Here is a 19,936-nt window from a genome sequence, read left to right as displayed (position 1 = left end):
GCGGCCGTCCAGGTGTCAGAGGCCAAAGGGTGCGCGACGATGGCGAAGCCTCGCGCACCCGGCGGCCGTCCAGGTGTCAGAGGCCAAAGGGTGCGTGACAATGGCGAAGCCTCGCGCTCCCGAGGGCCGTCCAAGGTGTCACGGTGGCAAGTTCCGCTGGCGCCTCGGGCAGCGTGTGCCGTGACGAGCACGATCGCGCCTCCTTCGGCCGCCGCGCTGGAGAGGAGGTCGCCGGCCTCGTCGCCGACGGTGGCGCATCCATGCGCCGTCTACCCGGACGACTCCGGGCTCGAATACCGGCTACGGACGGTACACCACCCTAGGTAACCATGGTTAGGCTCTGTCAGAGCTTGTCATACTTCAGCGTCTCGGGTTACCTCGATTCGACGGTGATCCGAATCAAGTAACAGTAAGTAACATCAACCGGGGCCAACGAGCCTGAACCAGCCAGGAGGGCGACGGCACGTGAGCGATGTGCCACCGACACCGTACGGCGAGGAAGGCGACGCGCGACCGGTATCCCTCATCGGCGCACAGTTCTCCGCGACGACCCCACCGGCCGGCGAGGGCAAAAGTGATCTACGTCACGGTGACGCCAACGACCCGAGCGCGTCGCACCCCTCCCGGTCTGGCCGGCGCCGCCACCGGCGCGGCCGAGCTGGTAGCCCCCCGGAACCGGCCTCGCCTCACGGCGACGAGGCGTTCCACCTCGACGACCGCCCGACGGTCCCCCTGCCCCCGAGCGCGGCATGGCGGGAACCGGGGCTATCGGAGCCCGCTCCCTCGGACATGACGACCCAGCCGGTCCCGCCGCCGATGGCGCCTCCGCCCACGGTCGCCCCGGCGGGCGCCGGGACGAGGCGGTCGAGGCCGGAGCCAACCGAGGAGCCGCCTCGGGCGCGCACAAGCTGGCTGCCGGCAACCCCGTACGTGGCCGCGCCACGCGACTCGGAACCGGCGGAACCAGCCCCAGACGACTGGAAGGTGCCGCCCAGGCATCGGCCAGTAGTCACGCCGCCGCCCTCGATGCCGCCGCCCTCCGAAGCGCCCACGTTCTCGCGTCCAGCACCGCCAGCACCGTCGGCGCCGCCGATGGCCAGTGGCCGGCCGGCGGCCCAGCCGCCCACGGCCAAGCCACGGCCCACCGCGCCGCCCCAGGCAGGCGGCACGGGCGAGGCGGCAGCGGTTCCGAGCGGCGCCGAGGCGAGGTCCGCCCGGCCCGGCGAGCCGACGGGCAGCCCCGCGGGCGGGCGACTGCCCGCCGTCCCCGACCGGTCGGCCGCCGCCCGCCGGCCCTCGGGCGGCCTGCCGCCCGCCGTGCCCGCGGACGACGCCTGGGACCGGGACGAGGACTACTACGGCGACGATTACGGTTCCGCGCCGTGGGACGAGATCCCGCTGCGCGAGTCGCTGGCCGACCGGGCCGCCGCCGAGCTGCCGGGGTCGTGGCGGATCGGGGTCACATCCGCGTTCCCCTACTCCGGTGCGACCACGCTGGTGGGCATCCTCGGCCTGGTGCTCACCGGGGCGCGCGGCGAATCGGTACTCGCCGTGGACCTGCGCCCACGGACCTGGCCGGACGAGGACCCGGACGAGCCACGCGGCGACCCGTTGTGCTCCCGGGTGGGGCTCCCCGGCGACGTCACCGTGGCCGACATCGCCCGCCGCCGGGGCGGCGCGTCCGGCGCCCTGCGCGAGCTGATCGGCGACCCGGCCCGGCCCGGCACCCCCGAGCTCGAGGTCGTGCCGCTCTGCCGCGGCGAGGGGGCCACCAGTGGCGGCCCCGGCGTGGTGGTCCCCGCGGACGACACCGTCACACCGGGGATGCTGCGGACCGCTCTCAGCCACCTCACCCGCGCCTACCCACTGGTGCTGGTGGACGCGCCCGTCGAGGCGCCGCTCTCCCCGACGGCGCTGCGGGCGAGCGACCTGATCGTCGTCGTGAGCCTCGCGGCGCCGGCCGACCTTGACCGGACCGCGGCGGCGCTGCGCGACCCCGCGGCGCCGCTGCTCCCGGTCGACGCGCAGGGGCGGAGGCCTCCAGTGATCGTCGCGGTGGTCTCGCCGCGGCGGGGCCGCTGGTCGCCGCGCACCAGAGCAGCCGCCGGCCGGCTGACCAGGCATGTGGACACTCTGGTCCGGATCCCCTACGAGAGCCGGCTCGACCCGAGCCGGCGTGCGCCGGTACGCATTCCCCGGCTGCGCGCCAGCACCCGGCGGTCTTACCTGCATCTCGGGGCCGCGGTGGTCGAACGGCTAGTCAGACTGGCGGCCGAGGAATCAACCAAGGCGGGCGCAACGACCCACGACGCGACTCGGGGGAGCACTCCGGAAACGCTGCGGACGCCCGTCGTATGATTCGCCAGACCTGCGGTCCATTGGGGCGCAGTGCCCGCAGGAAGGACCCTTGATGATCGCCGAAGCCGCGTCCGCGCGGGCGGCAGTGCTGCTCGTGGCGGTTCAAGTCTCGCCGGATCCGACGAAGGCGCCCGGCATCAACGCCCTGAAAGACCTGGTCAACGGCCTCGCGGCCTATGCGGCCATCGCGGCGGTCGCCTCGATTCTGCTCGGCGGCATCGCCTGGGCGCTTGGTGACCGGATGGGCCTGGACCGGGCCTCGTCCGTCGGCAAGAGCGGGGTGCTCGCCGGCTGTGGGCTGGCATTCCTCGTCGGCATCGCCGCGGTGCTGGTCAACTTCTTCCTCGCGACCGGCAGCTCGGCCTCCGCCGGGACTCCTCAGACTGGGAGCACCGACGGCCAGCGCCCGCCGGCCGTCGTCCAGGTGGTGGACAGCGCCACCGTGGTCCACGGCGAACCTTCCGCATACTCCTGAGATGTTCTCCAGGTACCGGCGGGCCGGTATTGGGATGATGGCCCTGCCGATGGGGAGGGGGAGTGTGCGTTGGCCGACGTCACTGAGTGGGCAACCAGGCGACTGGCCCTGGTGATTGTCGCGACGATGGTTCTGACGACCGCCGTCGCGCTCCCGGTGGGGGTGCTTCTCGGCCGGCACTCGACGCCGGGCGACAACCACCAGCCCTTGGGAGCCAGCACCCGTCCCGCCTCCCTGCCACCCGCCACGGCCACCGTGGCCGTGGTGCCGTCGCCGACCTCTGCCGGCGTGGACCATACCGCTGAACCGGCCGGCGCCCTGCCAGGCACGCCGAGCCGAGTCAACGAGTTCGGTATCCCAGTCGGCTATCCCCACACCGAGGCCGGCGCCATCAGCGCCTGCGGCAACTACGTCTCGGCGTACAGCGATGTGCGCAACCGTGAGCCCTCGCGCATCCGACCAGTGTTGAACTCGATTGCAACAGGCGACACTGGAAAACAAGTGAGCGATCGCATAATTAAATCAGATCAAGACAACATAAAAGCTGCGGGCGCGAACTCGATTACCGACCCCAGTTTGAATTTCAATCTTCGGGTAGTTGGATTTAGCACCAAGACGTCCTCGCGCGATTCCGCAACAATATCCATCTGGTCGGTCGGCGGGATTGGAATATACGGCAACGCTGATCAGGCGAGCGCGCCACAAGAATTTTGGGGCTCTGACGACTGCACCGTGCGCTGGGAGAACGGGGATTGGAGGCTCTCAGCGGCCGTTGACGGTCCGGGAGGTCCAACAATTACCCAAAGGCCGGGCGAAAATTTCCGACGGTTTTCTTACATCGGGGGTCCTTCGACATGACTATGAGCCCGTCAGAGTCACAAACCCTCGCCATTGGGTTCGATCCGTTCGGTCCATTTAAGGATGCAGTCTCCGGCACGGCGGATAGTTTTCTCAATTCTGTTGGTACGGCGTTCTGCAACATGGCGGCGGATCTGTCGTCGTCGGTGTTCAGCTTCGCGTCGCAGAAGACGGCCGTCGACCTGCGGGCCGACTACGTGGTCGAGAACTACAACATCGTCTTCGGGGTCTCGATCCTGATCGTGACCGGCCTGTTCCTGTGCTCGTGCGTCGTCGGCGCGGTCCGCGGCGACCCGCACATCTTCGCGCGGGCACTCGCGTCCACCGGCACGGCGATTCTCGGCTCGTTCGTCGCGCTGACCCTGCTGCAGATGGTGCTCACCGCGTCCGACGGTGTCGCCGACGCGTTCGGCGATGGACAGCCCTTGGGCGCGAGTCTCGTCAGCCAGCTGCGGGCGTTGCCGGAACAGGGCAACTTCGCGCTCGACATGGTGCTCTCGCTGCTGGTCGCGCTGTTCTCGTTCGCGCTCTTCGTGGTGCTTTACATCCGGAAAGTCGTGATCATCGCCATGGCGGTGTTCATCCCGATCTACCTCGCCGGGCAGTCCGCGATGTCGACCAGTGCCTGGATGAAACGGGCCACCGAGATCCTTGTCGCGCTCGTGTTCGCCAAGCCGGTGATCTACGCGATCTTCACGCTCGGCGCCGGGATGGCCAGCGAGAGCACGGGCTCGGCGGCCGATCAGACGCTGAACATCCTCAGCGGCGTAGTCGTGATGATCGCCGCGGTGTTCTCGCCGTTCCTGTTGCTGCAGTTGTTCGGGTTTGCCGACGTTCAGCTGATGCGCGCGGTCGGCAGCGCCGGCCGGCGCAGCATGGCGTCCTTCGGCCAGGGCGCGGGCGCGCTGCTCGGCTCCACATCCCGAGACACCTTCCGCGGCATCGGCGCCCGGATGCAGACCCGCAATCGCGGCATGCTCGGCGGTGCGGGTGCGGCGCTGCCGGCCGGTGCCGGCACCTCCGCTACCGGCGGTCTCGGCCAGCCGTCGGTCCGACCGGCCCGTCCCGGCTCGCGGCCCGGCGCCGCGCGGCCCGGCGTGGCCGCCGGTCCGCGGGTGGGACGCCCGGCCATCGCCTCGGCCGCGGGTAGCGCCGCTGGTGTCGGCGCCGGCACCAGCGCCGTCCGGGGCCGCGCCCGCACGGCGGCCGCGGCGCTGCCACCGGCACAGCCCCGGGTGGGCGCGGCGCGCACAACGGCACCGGCCACCAGCACGTCACACAGTGCGGGCGCCGCGCGCCCGGTGACGCAGCCCGCACGGGCCAGAGTCCCCGGCGGCTCCACGCGTGGCGGTTGAGCGGCTGGCCCGCCGGCCGTTCTGGATGCCAGTCCGCCGGCCGCTACCAGGCGGGCGTCCGCCTGGCAGCGGCCGGTCGGCCGGCTGCCGGCGTGACAGGCTGCCGGGGCACGGCCGCGACCCGATGACCCAGGAGAGCTGAACGGCCACGGGCCACTGTTGTTCTAGCAGAGATATTTTCCCGTGATCACGTTGGAATAGAGACGTCGCGTTGGAGTAAAGACAGGGGTCATGGTCGCGGAACGCAGCTATCGGTTCGGCCCGCTCGAACGGGGTGGGATCCTGCTCGGCCTGCGCTGGCCGCAGCTCGGCCTGATGGTCGGGGTGATGGTCTGCGTGCTCGGCGCGCTGCGCTCGCCGTTGCTGCTCGCACCGGCCTGGGTGCTGGTCGCGGTGGCCCTGGGCTTCATCGCGTTCGTCCGGGTCGAGGACCGTAACCTCGATCAGTGGGTGCCGATTCTGTTCGGCTACACGATGCAGAAGGTGACGGGCGAGACGTTGTTCCGCGGGGGAGTGTTCCGGCTCGGGCCGGACGAGGACCAGATCACCAGGACCGTTCTGCCAGGCCCGCTTTCCAGCCTGGTCATGCTGTCGGTGCCGGTGGGCAACGGACGCTACGTCGCCGTCGTCAAGGACACCAAGAAACAGACCTACACCGCCGTCCTGCAGGTCCAGGGCAGCCAGTTCGCGCTGCTGGAATCCGGCGACCAGCAGGCCAGGGTGGACGCCTGGGGCGAGCTGCTCGCCGGGCTCACCTCCGGCGGCGGCCGGCTCGCGCGCATCCAGTGGCTGGAGCGGACGCTGCCGGATTCGGGCGACGCGCTGCAGCGGCACTGGCGGGTACGGGGCCACCACGACGACTCCTGGGCGGCGGAGGCTTACCAGGAGATCATCGACGCGGCCGGCCCGGTGGCCCAGCGCCACGAGACCTACCTGTCGTTCCAGCTGCGCACCCGCGACGCCCGCAGGGCGATCCAGCGGGCCGGCGGCGGCGACCGGGCGGCCTGCGCGGTGCTGCTAGGCGAGCTGCGCACGATGGAGGCGGCGCTCGCCAGGGCGCAGATCAGCACGGTCGGCTGGCTGCCGCCACGGGCGCTGGCGGCGGTCATCCGCACCACCTACGACCCGTACTCGGTCGACATGATCGACGCGCGCGGCGGCGCCACGAACGACCTGGCCGGCGGTCTGAAGGGCCTGCCGTCGGGGATCGACCCCGCGGTCGCCGGTCCCGTGCGCGCGGTCGCCGCCTGGGACCACTACCGCACAGACTCCGGTTTCCACACCACTTACTGGATCAACGGCTGGCCACGGGTGTCGTCGCCGGCGGCGTTCCTCGCCCCGCTGCTGATGGAGACGACCTGCCGGCGGACCGTGTCGCTGGTGGTAGAGCCGTTGCCGGGCCGCAAGGCCGAGCGGGCGGTGAACCGGCGCCGGATGACGCACCTGGGAGAGCAGGAGATGCGGGACAAGTTCGGCAAGGTGACGACGCAGCGCGACATGACCGAGGCGGACGAGGTGGAGCGACGCGAGCAGGAACTGATCGCCGGCTTCGGCGCCTTCCGGTTCCACGGCTTCGTGACGGTCTCCGCCGACGACCTCGATGGCCTCGCGGACGCCTGCGGCGAGGCCGAGACGCTGGCCTCGCGCAGCCGGCTGGAGATGGTGCGCCTCGTCGGCGAGCAGGACCAGGGCTTCAACGTGGGTGCGCTGCCGCTCGCCGTGGGCGTGTCATGACGGCCTCCGAGCCGGCCCCGGCCCGGCCGGTCACCACCGACGGCCTCGGCCACTCGAGCCCGGCGGGCGTCGCCGAGGGCGCGAGCGTGCTTGACGACGACGACGCCTACGACGAGACGTATGGCGGCGGCTACGACGATCTCGACGGCTACGACGACGAGCCGGGAACGGCCGACGGGCTGGCGTCCGCCGCCGACGGCGGCTATGACAAGGCCGGGGACGAGGGCTACCCCGACGAGGGCTACGAGTACGGTGGCGGCCCGCTGCCCGGCGGCGCGGCGCCGGGCGGGCCGGTCAGGGGCCCGGGCTACGACCCGGGCCGTGACGCGACCGGTTACGTCGACCTTGGCGGAAACCCTCGCGGCCGGCGCAGGGCCGGCCGGCACGATGGCGCGTCCGCCCGCGGGGCGCGCCGCGCGGAGAAGTCGGCCGCGGCGGCCGAACGGGCCGAGCGCGCGGCGACGCGCCGTGCGCAGGCGGTGCTGCGCCGCGGGGCGCAGCAGCCCCGTCTGGCCGGCGCGTTCCGCGGCCAGACGTTCCACAAGCTGCGGCTGCCGGCCCATATGGAGACGACGGCACAGATCGCCGGGATCTACCCGTTCGTCGTCGACTCGGGTCTGGACGCTCCGGGCATGTACATCGGCCGGCACGTCTGGTCGGGCAACTCGTTCGTGTTCGACGTCTTCGAGCTCTACCGTCAGCAGGTCATCGAGAACCCGAACTTCGCCGTCTTCGGCGCGGTCGGCTCGCGCAAGTCGTCGCTGCTGAAGACACTGATGTCGCGTGGCGCGGCGTTCGGCTACCAGGCGGCGGTGCCCTGCGACCCGAAGGGTGAGTACACCCGGCTCGCTCGCCGCCTCGGCTGCGAGCCGACCTACATCGGCCCGGGCATGTCGACCCGCCTGAACCCGCTGGACGCGCCGCCCCGCCCGCGCGGTATTCACGACCACGACTGGGCGCGCGAGGTCAAGCGGGCCCGTTCGTCGCTGCTCGCCTCACTGATCGAGACGGCGAAGGGTGTGCCGCTCACCCCGGCCGAGCACACCGCGGTCGACCTGGCCCTTGACGTCGTCAGCCGGCAGATCACCGGCGCGACGACGGACCGCTGGGCGACCCCGCTCCTCGGGCACGTACTGGACGCGATGACGGAGCCGAGCGAGGCCGACTGCGTCGGCCTGCCGATGACGGCCACCGAGCTGCGCGACGCTTCCAGGGACGCGACCCTCACCCTGCGCAGGCTCACGGGCGGGGCGCTGTCCGGCCTGTTCGACGGGCCGACGACCTCCCCGCTGGACTTCGACCGGCCGATCGCCGTGCTCAACCTGGAGCGGGTGCAGGGCTCGGACGAGATGATCGCGCTGATCATGACCTGCGCGCAGGGCTGGATGGAGGCCGCGCTGATGCGCCAGGACGGCGTGCAGCGCTACGTGGTCTATGACGAGTGCTGGCGGCTGATGCGGTTCGCCGGGCTCGTCCGGCGGCTGTCGGCGCAGCAGAAGCTCGCCAGGCAGTGGGGTTGCGCGAACGCCATCGTGGCGCACCGGATCTCCGACCTGCTGTCAGCCTCCCCCGACTCGGTGGAGATCGCCAAGGGCCTGCTGGCCGAGACGTCCACCCGGATCCTCTACAAGCAGGCGACCGACCAGGTGGCGGCGACCCAGCAGGCGCTCGGCCTCACCGACGTCGCCGCCGACCTGCTGCCGCGCCTCGACCCGGGGTTCGCGCTCTGGCTGATCGGGCAGCGGGCGTTCTACGTCGAGCACGTCGTCGGCGATCTGGAGATCCCGGTCGTGCTCAACGGCTCGAAGATGCACGGCGAGGTCGACGACATCAACCTCGTTCCCGACGACCTCGACCCCGCCGAGCTCGACCCGCCGGGCCTGGGCCCCGAGGACTTCGCCGGTCGCCGCCTCGATCACCTGCCTCCCGGCGCCGCGGACGGCGGCGCGGACGATCGCCTCGACGATGAGGACGTGTTCGACGTGTCCATCGGCTACCGCGACGACGGGGAGCCCGACGGCACCGGCGTGCGCGTCCCGCCTGGTTACCCGGGCTTCTAGAGGGCCAAAGGAGGTGCGAAAATGCTCTCCTTCGCACCCCCGGAGGCCATGTACCCCAGAAGCACTAGAGGGCCAAAGGAGGTGCGAAAATGCTCTCCTTCGCACCTCCGGAGGCCATGGACTCTGGAAGCGCTAAAGGCGTTCGCGCCGGCGCAGGCCGCGCAGCCTGGACAGGGCGGACCAGGTTGGCGGCGGGCCGGTCACCTGGTAGGCGGGCAGGACCCGCTCGACGACATCGACGAGCATCGCGACGTCCAGTGGTCGCAGTACCACCCCGGCGGACAGCACATATTCGGCCACGCCCGAGGCTGGCAACAGGAGCACGCCGTCGACCAGCGCGAGCCCGCCGGGGACGTCTGCGCGGGCGAACGCCAGCACGGTCTGGGCCTGCAGCTGCCAGCCGTCGGGGAGCTCGGCGAGCAGCGCCGCGCTGACCCGTTCGCCGGTCCACGCGACAAGGCCCAGCCGGGCGCGCAGCGGCGCCTTGCCCACCCACACGCCGGCGCTGTTCTCGCGGACCGGACCACGGTGCGCGTCGGTCTCCACCACCCAGACGCCCGAGGGCCCGATGATCAGATGGTCGATGTTGCCGGCGGACTCGGCTGTCGACCGGTCGTGCAGCACCGTGTAGCCGGCCCGGGTCAGCCGGTCGAGCACTCTGGCGGTATGCCGCTCGGCCCCCGCGTCCTGCCGCCAGGCCTCGATCTCCGGCGGAACCCGGTAGAAGCGGACCGTGGCGGCCGCGAGGACCACCAGCGCGACGGCGATCCCGGCACGGACCAGCGTGACCGCCGACAGGTGGAGGGCGAACCCGACCAGTACGACGGCGAGCACGGCGCAGGCCGCGGCGACGCCCGCGAGCACGGCGGCGCGGACCCGCCGGTCCTCTCGCTCGGCCGCGTAAAGGGCCCGGCGCCGCTGGTACTCCGCCATGGCCGAACGTCCAGGAGCTGCCCGGTTCCCGCTTCGTGTCAACCGCCCTCCCCAGAGTTCCTGCCGGATCGGTGGAGCCTGGGATTCCCGCGAGACCGGTGTCGCCCCGGGTTTCCGCCGGATCCGAGGTCCCTGCCCGACTGGCGACAGGGTCCCCGCCGGGTCCGGGGTCCCTGCCCGATTGGCGAAGCCGATCGGGCAGGTCTGGGAGCCGATCTGGGAGGTCGGCGATCGGGCAGGTCGGGAAGCCGGTCCGGCGGGTCTGTTGGCAGGTCTGCTGAGAGGTCCGAGATCCGCCTGGTCCGCGTGGTCCCGCGGGTTGGGCGCCGGCGAAGGCCGGAGGTGGACCAGCGGAATCCCTGGCCGCTGCTACTGGTAGCCACGCGGCCGCGTCTGACCTGAGCGCGAGCCCGGCCCGGCCAACTCGGCACTGCCCTGACCCGCCCCCAGATGACGCCTTCCCCACACTTCCGCCTGGTCTGCGTTCCTCCGCAGAATCACACGGTAAAGCAATGACACCACAGACGGCACACTGGGAGATGGTTGCCCATGCCTGACCCCCTGGGCTCGCCCGGTCACCTTCAGCCGAATGTCGCGGTCTACCGGTTTATCCGCCACGCTCGGGGTGTATCGACGCGTCGGGTGACTGGGCCGCACGCTGGCCTGGGTACCTGGAAATCGGCGGGCGGCCCAGCCCGATCACGGCCCGCGGAAGCGACGTCCAGTCGGAAGGCGGCCGCGGGAGCTGACGCCGGCTCCCGTCCGCGGCGTGCGCGGGCCGGTAGGGCGATCCCGGGAGGATTCGATGGCACCACGTCCGACCTCGTCACCGTCCGTGTCTCAGTTTCCCGGCACTCCACCGCCATCACGGGGCTCACGATCGCCAGAGGCTCCGCGATCACCGGGAGCGCCCCGACCGCCGACGGCGTCGCCATCTGGGTCCAACGGGCGTTTCGCGCCCAGGTTCTCCTCGCTCCCCACCGCGCCCCCCACCGCGCCCTCGGCCTCTGTGACGGCGTCGGAGCCGCGCCAGCCGGCCGTGTCCGAGTCGGCACCAGCGGCGCCCGACGCCGTGCGGGCGGATGTTGTTCCGGTCGCCGCGAGCCGGCGGAGCCGCGCACGCGCGGGGCTGACCGCGGACGACGTGCTGCGCTACGCGGCCAGCTGCCTGCCGACATGCCCCGGCTCGCGCACCGTCGGGATCGAGACCGAGTGGCTGGTGGTGGACCGGGCGGCAAGCGACAGGTCGGTGCCGCCGGAGAGCACCCGGGCGGCCCTCGCCGCGCTCATCGGACGCCCCGCCAAAGCCAGCCGGCAGGATCCGACCGCCCGAGCCGCTTCGGCTTCCGGCACCGTCGGCGGGGACGCCTCGGCCACCGAACCCACGGGAGCGGCGCTGGCCGAGGGCAGCCGGATCACCTTCGAGCCGGGCGGCCAGCTGGAGCTGTCGGGCCCCCCGGCGCCGCTGCCACTGGCGGTCAGCCGGCTGGCGGACGACCTCGCGGACGTGCGTGCGGCGCTCGCCGACGCCGGCCTGGGCCTTGCCGGTATGGGGCTCGACCCGGTTCGCCCGCCTGTACGCTGGCTCGCCGATCGCTACGCCGCTATGGCGGGCTACTGGACGGCGAACGGCCAAGAGGCCGGTGAGGTCATGATGTGCTCCAGCGCGTCGGTGCAGGTCAACCTGGACGCCGGCCACGACTCGCTGGACGTCGCCCGGCGCTGGCGGCTCGCCCATCAGCTGCGGCCGGTGCTGACCGCGATGTTCGCGGCCTCTCCCGCCCGGCTCGGCGCGCTCACCGGGCTGCGCTCGGCCAGGGCGCAGGTCTGGGAGTCGCTCGACCCGACCAGGACCCGGCCGGTTGGCCCCGCGCAGGTGGCGGCGGCCGACGTGGCGTGCCACTGGGCCGAATACCTGCTCGCGGCCCGCCTCATGATGGTCCGCGACTCCCCGCCCGACGGCCCCGGGCCGGGCGACCCGGACGAGACGGGCCCGCGTGGCGCCCTCCCCCATGACGCGAACGGCCACGGCGATGCGCGGCTGGTGTCGGTGCGCGACGGGTCCACATTCGGCGACTGGCTGCGCGGCGCCGGGCCGATAGGCCGCCCGCCCATGCTCGACGACCTGGTGCTGCACGCGACGACGGTGTTCCCTCCGGTACGGCCACGCGGCTGGCTGGAGATCCGCTACCTCGACGCGCAGCCGTTCGACCTGTGGATGGTGCCGGTCGCGGTCACCGCCGCGCTGCTCGACGACCCGGTCGCCGCCGCGGGCGCGGCGTCCGCGTGCTGCGACGCGGATGAAGGGTGGCTCACCGCGAGCGTGCACGGGCTCGCCGACGACACACTGCGTACCGCGGCGCTGACCTGCATGGACCTCGCGCTCGACGCTCTCGGCCGCCTCGGCGCGGGCAGCGACCTGTGCGCCGCCGTCGCGAGATTCCGGGACGACTACCCGGCCCGTGGCCGCACGCCGGCCGACCACCTGGCCGAACGCTTCACCCAGGTCGGCCCGGCCGGCCTGTTGCGCGAGGAGACCCGATGACCGTGATGACAGCCGGCTGGGCCGCGGCGCTGGACGGCAGCCGTCGCCGGACGCTCGCCTACACCGACCTCGACGACGACGAGTTGCTGCGGCAGCATTCGCCGCTGATGTCCCCGCTGGTATGGGACCTGGCTCATGTCGGCAACTACGAGGAACTGTGGCTGGTACGGGCGCTCACCGGAGCCGACCCGATGCTGCCCGGCATCGACGACCTCTACGACGCCTTCCGCCATCCGCGGACCGACCGGCCCGCGCTGCCGCTGCTCTCCCCGGCACAGGCCCGCGCCTATCTCGCCGACGTCCGCGCCCGCGCCCTCGACACCCTCGGCACGCTCGACGCACGGGGCGCTCTCGCCCCGCCGGACGTCGCGCCAGCCCCGCCGGCCGTCGCCCCCGGCCAGCCCACTCGCGACCGGGCAGGCACGCTGTTCGCCGGCGGCTTCGTCTACGGGATGGTCGTCCAACACGAGCACCAGCACGACGAGACGATGCTCGCCACGCTGCAGCTACGCGCCGGCGCGCCCGTGGTCGACGAGGGCGCACCCCCGCCGCCCGGCCGGCCGGTACCCGGCGGCGACGAGGTGCTGGTTCCCGCCGGCGAGTTCGTGATGGGCACGAGCGCCGACCCCTTGGCCTACGACAACGAGCGCCCGGCCCACCGAGTCACGCTGCCCGACTTCTGGATTGGCCGGCTGCCGGTGTCGAACCGGGCACATCTGGCGTTCCTCGAGGACGGCGGCTACGACGACGAACGGCTCTGGTCTCCGGCCGGCTGGGCATGGCGGTGCCGCGAAGGGCTGACGGCGCCGCTCTTCTGGCGGCGCGACGGCGCGGGCGGCTGGCTGCGACGCCGCTTCGGCCGGGACGAGCCGCTTCCGCTGGACGAGCCGGTGCAGCATGTCTGCTGGTACGAGGCGCAGGCACACGCCCGCTGGGCCGGGCGGCGGCTGCCGACCGAGGCCGAATGGGAGAAGGCCTGCGCGTTCGACCCCGCCACCGGCCGCTCGCGCCGCTTCCCCTGGGGCGACCAGGCGCCGGCGCCGGAACACGCGAACCTCGGCCACCGGTCGGCGCGGCCGGCACCGCTCGGCGCGTATCCGGCCGGCGCGAGCCCCTGCGGCGCCGAGCAGCTCATCGGCGACGTGTGGGAGTGGACCTCGTCCGACTTCGCGGCGTATCCGGGCTTTGCCGCCTTCCCATACCGGGAGTACAGCGAGGTCTTCTTCCGGCCGCCCGCAGGCGCCTCGGGCGCCGGCACCAGCCAGGGCGTCACCGGCGCCGGTGGCGGTGGCGGGATCGAGCGGGAGTTCCATGGGTACAAGGTGCTGCGCGGCGGTTCGTGGGCGACCGATCCCAGCGCGGTACGCGCGACGTTCCGCAACTGGGACCACCCGATCAGGCGGCAGATCTTCGCCGGTTTCCGCCTCGCCAGGACGGGCGCCTAGGCATGTGCAGACACCTCGCCTGGCTGGGGACCGAGCGGACTCTGGCCGACGTGGTCGTCGATCCGCGGTTCGGGTTGATGCGCCAGTCGTGGGCGCCGCGGCGTCAGCGGCACGGGCGGATCAACGCCGACGGGTTCGGCGTCGGCTGGTATGCGCCGGCGGTTCGGCCCGAGCCGGCCCGCTACCGGCGGGCCGTGCCGATGTGGACCGATGCGTCGTTCGCGTCGTTCGCCGGCGCCGTGGCGTCGGGCTGCGTCCTGGCCGCGGTGCGCGATGCGACGGTGGGCATGCCGATCGAGGAGAGCGCGACGGCGCCCTTCGCCCACGGGTCGTTGCTACTCAGCCACAACGGCCGCGTCGACACCGGCATCCTGACCGCGCTGCTCGCGGGCCGGCCGGACGCGCCGACGCCGGACTCACGCTGCGACTCGGCCCTGCTCGCGGCGCTGGTCTGGGAGCGAGCCCTCGCCGGGGCGGAGCTGGCGGAGGCGGTCGCCGAAGTGGTCACGACGGTGGGCGCCAAGGCGGCCACCCGCGAGGCGGCCAGGGACGCGGATGGCCAGGCACCACCGACCAGGCTCAACGTGCTCGTCACCGACGGCCACCAGATCGTCGGTACCACCTGGAACGAGACGCTCTGGTACCGGCTCGGCCCCACGGGGGTACTGGTGGCGAGCGAACCGGACGACGACACTGTCGACGTCCCGGACGGTGCCGTCGGCGTCCCGGACGGCGCCGGTTCTAGCCGCGGCCGCGAGACCGCGATGCTCCAGCTCCCGGCCTCGCCCGGCGGCGCGCCGTTTCCATCGGCCGTCGCGGACGCGGCGGTGCAGCCCGGCCCTGGTCCGGACGTCTGGGTCGAAGTCCCGAACCACCGCTTGTTGGTAGCCGACACACGCGAAGTAACTCTAAGTAATTTGACCTTGTAGGACGACTACCCTGAGTTGACTAACCGACTAAGGACGTCCGCATGACTTCGAGGACACCGACGGGCACCGGCACCACCCGACCGCCGGCCACGCGTACCCCTACCCCGGCCGACGTGGCCGCCCTGCTGAATGCCCGTGGCGGCATCACGATCGAACGGCACCTGACCGAGGCGCAGCGCGCGTCGACGCTGGCGGCCGACGCGCGCGAGGGGCTCACCGCCGACCCCAAGGAGCTGCCGCCGACCTGGTTCTACGACACGACCGGCAGCATGCTCTTCGGAAAGATCACCGAGCTTCCGGAGTATTACCAGACGAGGACCGAGCGGGCGATCCTGTCCGCGCACGCCGCGGAACTGTCCGCCGCGCTCACGGCGGCGCTCCCGGGCGGCGGCGCCGGCACCCTGGTCGAGCTGGGCTCCGGCACCTCGGAGAAGACGAGGATGCTTCTTGCCGCCCTCGCCGGTACCGGCCGGCTGCGCCGCTTCGTCCCGTTCGACGTCGACGCCGACGCGCTGTCGCGGGCGGGCGCCGCGGCCAAGGCCGCGCACCCGGGGCTCGCCGTGCACGCCGTCGTTGGCGACTTCCGCCAGCACCTCGGCCTGCTGCCCACACCGGGCGCCGCGCCGAGGGCGGCCGCGCGGCCGGACGGCACCGTACCCGGCGCCCACCCATCTGGCCCCAAGGCGGCAGGCGAGAGCGCGCCGAGCGAGACCGACGCGCCGGCTGGCACGCTGGTCGCCTTCCTCGGTGGCACGATCGGCAACCTGCGCCCGCCCGAACGGCACCTGCTGCTGACCGGGTTGCGCGAGCGGATCGGCCGGGGTGGCGCGCTGCTGCTCGGGACCGACCTCGTCAAGGATCCGGGCCGCCTGGTCGCCGCCTACGACGACAGCGCGGGCGTCACCGCCGCGTTCAACCGCAACCTGCTCACCATGCTCAACCGCGAGCTCGGCGCCGACTTCGACCTGCGCGGGTTCGCGCACGTCGCCCTGTGGGAGCCCGAGAACCGCTGGATCGAGATGCGGCTGCGTTCGGTGCGGGCACAGACCGTGCGTCTGACGGCTCTGGACCTGACCGTCGCGTTCGCCGACGGCGAGGAGATGCGCACCGAGATCAGCGCGAAGTTCGACCACGCGACAGTGGAACGCGAACTCACCACCGCGGGCTGGCACCTGACCCACTGGTGGACCGACCCCGACGGCGACTTCGCCCTCTCGCTGGCGATCGCGGAATAGCTTTCGGGTCGGAGCAGGGTCGGGGCAGGTTCGGGTCGGGGCGGAAGGTTGTTGCTGGTTCGCTCCGTCCGGGCGGCGCGCTCCGGCCCCGTACTCGCTTCGCTCCCACGGGACCTCCGCGCGCCGTCCTCCTGCGCTCACGGGCGCTACGGCGACCTCGCTGCGGCCCTCCTACGTCGCTTCGCTCGTAGGAGGGCCTCCGCGAGGCGCGCCTCCGCGCCCAGCTCGGTTGCTTGCCGCTGCGACGTCGCCAACCCGAAGCCGCAGCGTTCGCGGGGGCACTTCGCTTCGCTCGTGCGGGCCGATCGAGACGTTCGTGTATCGGGTGCGAAGACCACGATGGGCGAGGCGAAGTGCCCGCACGGGTGTGCCGTGGTCTCACACCGTTCAAGCGGGTTGCAACCACGCTGGCGCGGAGGCGCACCTCCGCGGAGGCCCGGCCACAAGCGAAGCGACGTGGTCGGGCCGCAGCGGAGGTCGCCGGAGCGCACGTGAGCGGAGGAGGACACGGCGCGGAGGTCCCTTGGGAGCGAAGCGAGTAAGGGGCCGTAGCGCCGTGCCCGGACGGAGCGAACCAATTAATAGAGCAGGTTCACGTCCCTCGCGGCGCCGGTGGAGGCTGACGTGGCCATCGCGGCGTAGGCGCGTAGCGCCGCCGAGACCTGCCGTTCCCGGTTCGCCGGGCGGTAGCCGGGGCCGGCCTCGAGGGCCGCGCGGCGGGCGGCCAGCTCCTCGTCCGGGACCATCAGGGCGAGCCGGCGGGTCGGGATGTCGATTTCGATGCGGTCGCCGTCGCGGACGAGGGCGATCGTGCCGCCGTGCGCCGCCTCCGGCGAGACGTGCCCGATCGACAGGCCCGAGCTGCCGCCGGAGAACCGGCCGTCGGTGATCAGTGCGCACTTCGGCCCGAGGCCGCGGCCCTTGAGGAACGCCGTCGGATAGAGCATCTCCTGCATGCCCGGGCCGCCGCGTGGGCCCTCGTACCGGACGACGATGACGTCACCCGGCTTCACCCGGCCGCCGAGGATCGCCTCGACGGCCTCGTCCTGGCTCTCGACGACGACCGCTGGACCGGCGAACGTCCACTGGTCCTCGGGGACGCCCGCAGTCTTCACCACGGCGCCGTCCTCGGCCAGGTTGCCGTGCAGCACGGCCAGGCCGCCCTCGGCGGAGTAGGCGTGCTCGGCCGAGCGGATGCAGCCGTCCTCGGCGTCGGTGTCGAGGGTGTCCCAACGGTTCGTCGAGCCGAACGGCTCGGTGGTGCGCACCCCGCCGGGCGCGGCGTGGAAGAGCTCGACGGCGTCGGGCGAAGGACTGGCGCCGCGGATGTCCCAGCGGTCGAGGAACTCGCGCAGGCTCGCCGAGTGCACACTGTGCACGGCCGGGTCGAGCAGCCCGGCCCGGTCCAGCTCGCCGAGGATCGCGGGGATGCCGCCAGCGCGGTGAACGTCCTCCATGTAGTACTTCGCCGAGCTGGGCGCGACCTTGCAGAGGTTGGGCACCCGCCGGGAGATCTCGTCGATGTCGGCGAGGGTGACCTCGACACCGGCCTCGACCGCGGCGGCGAGCAGGTGCAGCACGGTGTTCGTGGAGCCGCCCATGGCGACGTCGACGGCGAAGGCGTTGCGGAAGGCGGCGGCGCTGGCGATCGAGCGCGGCAGCACGCCCTCGTCGTCCTTCTCGTAGTAGCGGCGGGCGAGATCGACGACGAGCCGGCCGGCCTCGACGAACAGCTCCCGGCGGGCGGCGGCGGTGGCCAGCGTCGAGCCGTTGCCCGGCAGTGACAGGCCGATCGCCTCGGTCAGGCAGTTCATCGAGTTCGCGGTGAACATTCCCGAGCAGGAGCCGCAGGTCGGGCAGGCGGAGCGTTCGATGATGCTGAGGTCGGCGTCGCTGACGCTCGGGTTGACGGCCGCCGTCATCGCGTCGATGAGGTCGAGCCGGGAGCGGACCGTGCCGCCCTGGACGACCGCGTTACCGGACTCCATCGCCCCACCGGAGACGAACACGGTCGGGATGTTGAGCCGCAGCGCCGCGAGCAGCATCCCGGGGGTGATCTTGTCGCAGTTGGAGATGCAGACCAGCGCGTCGGCGCAGTGCGCGTTCACCATGTACTCGACGCTGTCCGCGATGATCTCCCGCGACGGCAGCGAGTACAGCATCCCGCCGTGCCCCATCGCGATCCCGTCGTCCACCGCGATCGTGTTGAACTCACGCCCGACCCCACCGGCCGCCGCGACCGAGTCCGCGACCAGCTTGCCCAGATCCCTCAGGTGCACGTGACCCGGGACGAACTGGGTGAAGCTGTTCGCGATCGCCACGATCGGCTTGCCGAAGTCGTCGTCGGTCATGCCGGTGGCCCGCCACAGGGCGCGGGCACCGGCCATGTTGCGGCCATGGGTGGTCGTACGGGAACGCAGTGCGGGCATCTTGTGACCTCAGGACCTTCGACTGCTGGGGTCCGGGGTGTCCCCCGGAATGACATTGCGGGCCTCCAGGAAAGCGACCGCTGGTTGGTGACCCGGCGGAGCCGCCTCGGGAGTCCGGGGGTATCCCCCGGAATGACATCGCGGGCCTCCAGGAAAACGACCGCTGGTCGATGACCAGGCGGAGCCGCCTCGGCGTGCGCGACGCGAGCGCGGCGGGGCGGGGTCACGCGGCCAGGTCGCTGCACTCATGGTGGCGCGCGCCGGGCCTGGTTCTTGCCACTGGGTTCGCCAGTGGGCCGCCAGCACGCGCAAGGCGCGCACCCGATTCGGTCCCACGCCCCCTGTCAGCGTATCCGCCGCGGCCGGCGCCATGACCCGGCGCCATGGCCTCAGGACGGGACGAGCGGGGTTGGCGGCGGACCGGTCGACCGGCGTGTCTCCGCGATCTCCGCGTTCCGCGGAACGCGGAGATCGCGGCCCGGCCGTCAGTCGACGGGAGGTGTCGGCGGGAGCGCGGCCGGGCCGGAGGGCGGGACGGCCCAGGGGACGCCGCTGGCGCGGGGTGGGTCGGCCGCGGTGACCTCACCGCTCGGCTGATGGGGCGGGGGCGGCTGGAGGGGGGACTGCCCGGGCTGGGGGGCCGGCGGCAAGTGTCCCGGGTAGCCGGGATGCGGGGGGTAGCCGGGCGGGAGGGGTGGCGGCTGACCGTAGCCGGGATGGCTGTAGCCGGGGTGGCCGTAGCCGGTTCGGCCGACCCCGGGGTAGGTGGGCGCCGGCGGCCCGCCTGGTCGAGGGCCGCGGGGGAAGCGCTTCCGCAGCACATGCTGGACCCACCAGGAGAGCGCCAGCGACGCGAGCATGCCGACGATCGGACCAGCCTGATGGTGGCGCCCGCCGCCGTCCGCGGCGCTGACCTTCGCGCCGACGACGAGCAGGTAGATCGCCGTGATCGCGATGAAGATGTAGCCGCTAACGAAGAAGTGGAAGAACCGCAGGCGCATCCGGGTGAGCAGATCGCGCAGGAACACGGCGGGCAGGACCCAGATGCCGAGCCCGAACACCGCCGCGGTCAGCGGTGAGAAGATCAGGAATCCGAAGAACTGCTTGATGAACTCGCCCATCGCTCCCCCGGGCCGTTGCCGCGTCCGCCGTCAGGCGGTGCCGGTGGACGCGGCCGACGGGATGTCCACGCCGGCCACGTGCTCCACGGTGGGCGTACCGGCGAAGTACGGGCTGATCGCCGCACGCCAGCGACCGTAGCCCACGGAGCCACGGAACCCCTCGGTGTGCGCCTCCAGGCTGTCCCATTCGACGATCAGCACGAACGAGCTCGGCGACTCGATACCCCGACTCATCCGCATCGACCGGCAGCCGGGCGAGGTCGCGATCTCGTGCCGGACCGTGTGGTACGCCGCGATGAAGTCGCTCTCCGTCCCTGGTTTCACGTTAAACCTTGCGATCTCCGTGACCGCGAACTCCGTGTCGCGGGTGCTGCCCGTGGCCGGCCCGGATGCGCTCATGCCGCAAGTCTGGCACTCCCCGCGTCGGTGCCGCCGCCGAGTCAGACATCCCGCGTGCTG

At 72.4% G+C, this 19,936-nt stretch carries 14 protein-coding genes; 10 read left to right on the top strand and 4 right to left on the bottom strand.

Features of this window, described 5'->3' with window-relative positions; all coding sequences use genetic code 11:
• Positions 1 to 1,092: 1,092 nt before the first annotated feature.
• From BCD48_RS39195 to BCD48_RS39175, 6 genes are all read left to right on the top strand, one after another.
• Positions 1,093 to 2,358, top strand: coding sequence for a MinD/ParA family ATP-binding protein (locus tag BCD48_RS39195; RefSeq protein ID WP_071053419.1), 1,266 nt, complete (start codon positions 1,093 to 1,095; stop codon positions 2,356 to 2,358).
• Between the two features lie 52 nt (positions 2,359 to 2,410).
• Positions 2,411 to 2,833, top strand: coding sequence for a DUF6112 family protein (locus tag BCD48_RS39190; RefSeq protein ID WP_071053418.1), 423 nt, complete (start codon positions 2,411 to 2,413; stop codon positions 2,831 to 2,833).
• 69 nt (positions 2,834 to 2,902) lie between these two features.
• Positions 2,903 to 3,691 carry a DUF8175 domain-containg protein gene (locus tag BCD48_RS47930; protein ID WP_241842335.1) on the top strand — a complete coding sequence of 263 codons (789 nt, stop codon included), beginning with the start codon at positions 2,903 to 2,905 and terminating at the stop codon, positions 3,689 to 3,691.
• A gap of 122 nt (positions 3,692 to 3,813) precedes the next feature.
• On the top strand, positions 3,814 to 5,046 hold the full coding sequence (locus BCD48_RS39185) for a hypothetical protein (protein WP_241842334.1): 1,233 nt from the start codon (positions 3,814 to 3,816) through the stop codon (positions 5,044 to 5,046).
• A 231-nt stretch (positions 5,047 to 5,277) separates the two neighbouring features.
• Positions 5,278 to 6,780 (top strand): SCO6880 family protein, encoded by a 1,503-nt coding sequence (locus BCD48_RS39180; protein WP_071053416.1) that lies wholly within the window; start codon positions 5,278 to 5,280, stop codon positions 6,778 to 6,780.
• Positions 6,777 to 8,840: a putative type IV secretion/conjugal transfer ATPase gene (locus BCD48_RS39175; protein WP_083419875.1), complete on the top strand. Its 2,064-nt coding sequence runs from the start codon at positions 6,777 to 6,779 to the stop codon at positions 8,838 to 8,840. The genes BCD48_RS39180 and BCD48_RS39175 overlap by 4 nt, the downstream gene beginning before the upstream one ends.
• 132 nt (positions 8,841 to 8,972) lie before the next feature.
• Here BCD48_RS39175 and BCD48_RS39170 read toward each other — a convergent pair whose 3' ends face one another.
• On the bottom strand, positions 8,973 to 9,773 hold the full coding sequence (locus BCD48_RS39170; protein WP_071053415.1) for a nuclease-related domain-containing protein: 801 nt from the start codon (positions 9,771 to 9,773) through the stop codon (positions 8,973 to 8,975).
• A 1,039-nt stretch (positions 9,774 to 10,812) separates the two neighbouring features.
• On the opposite strand from BCD48_RS39170, the gene egtA reads away from it, so the two are divergent.
• Genes egtA through BCD48_RS39150 form a run of 4 tightly spaced genes read left to right on the top strand, consistent with a single transcriptional unit; the run spans position 10,813 to position 15,927 of the window.
• A complete protein-coding gene (egtA, locus tag BCD48_RS39165; RefSeq protein WP_083419890.1) occupies positions 10,813 to 12,318 on the top strand; it encodes an ergothioneine biosynthesis glutamate--cysteine ligase EgtA in 1,506 nt (501 codons plus the stop codon).
• A complete protein-coding gene (egtB, locus tag BCD48_RS39160) occupies positions 12,315 to 13,763 on the top strand; it encodes an ergothioneine biosynthesis protein EgtB (protein WP_071053414.1) in 1,449 nt (482 codons plus the stop codon). The genes egtA and egtB overlap by 4 nt, the downstream gene beginning before the upstream one ends.
• 2 nt (positions 13,764 to 13,765) lie before the next feature.
• The gene (egtC, locus tag BCD48_RS39155) at positions 13,766 to 14,692 is read left to right on the top strand and encodes an ergothioneine biosynthesis protein EgtC (RefSeq protein ID WP_071053413.1); all 927 of its coding nucleotides are present in this window, start codon (positions 13,766 to 13,768) and stop codon (positions 14,690 to 14,692) included.
• A gap of 41 nt (positions 14,693 to 14,733) precedes the next feature.
• A complete protein-coding gene (locus BCD48_RS39150) occupies positions 14,734 to 15,927 on the top strand; it encodes an L-histidine N(alpha)-methyltransferase (protein WP_083419874.1) in 1,194 nt (397 codons plus the stop codon).
• A gap of 578 nt (positions 15,928 to 16,505) precedes the next feature.
• On the opposite strand, the gene ilvD is transcribed toward BCD48_RS39150, so the two are convergent.
• The 3 genes from ilvD to BCD48_RS39135 form a co-directional block, all read right to left on the bottom strand.
• On the bottom strand, positions 16,506 to 18,356 hold the full coding sequence (gene ilvD / locus BCD48_RS39145; RefSeq protein ID WP_071053412.1) for a dihydroxy-acid dehydratase: 1,851 nt from the start codon (positions 18,354 to 18,356) through the stop codon (positions 16,506 to 16,508).
• 485 nt (positions 18,357 to 18,841) lie between these two features.
• Positions 18,842 to 19,477, bottom strand: coding sequence for a hypothetical protein (locus BCD48_RS39140; RefSeq protein ID WP_071053411.1), 636 nt, complete (start codon positions 19,475 to 19,477; stop codon positions 18,842 to 18,844).
• A gap of 30 nt (positions 19,478 to 19,507) precedes the next feature.
• The gene (locus tag BCD48_RS39135) at positions 19,508 to 19,876 is read right to left on the bottom strand and encodes an antibiotic biosynthesis monooxygenase family protein (protein ID WP_071053410.1); all 369 of its coding nucleotides are present in this window, start codon (positions 19,874 to 19,876) and stop codon (positions 19,508 to 19,510) included.
• Between the last annotated feature and the right edge of the window lie 60 nt (positions 19,877 to 19,936).

The sequence above is a fragment of the Pseudofrankia coriaricola genome, assembly GCF_001854805.1.
Classification (GTDB): Bacteria; Actinomycetota; Actinomycetes; order Frankiales; family Frankiaceae; genus Pseudofrankia.
The sequence above is the reverse complement of the archived record's forward strand: the minus strand, read 5'-3'. Positions and strand labels throughout refer to the sequence as shown.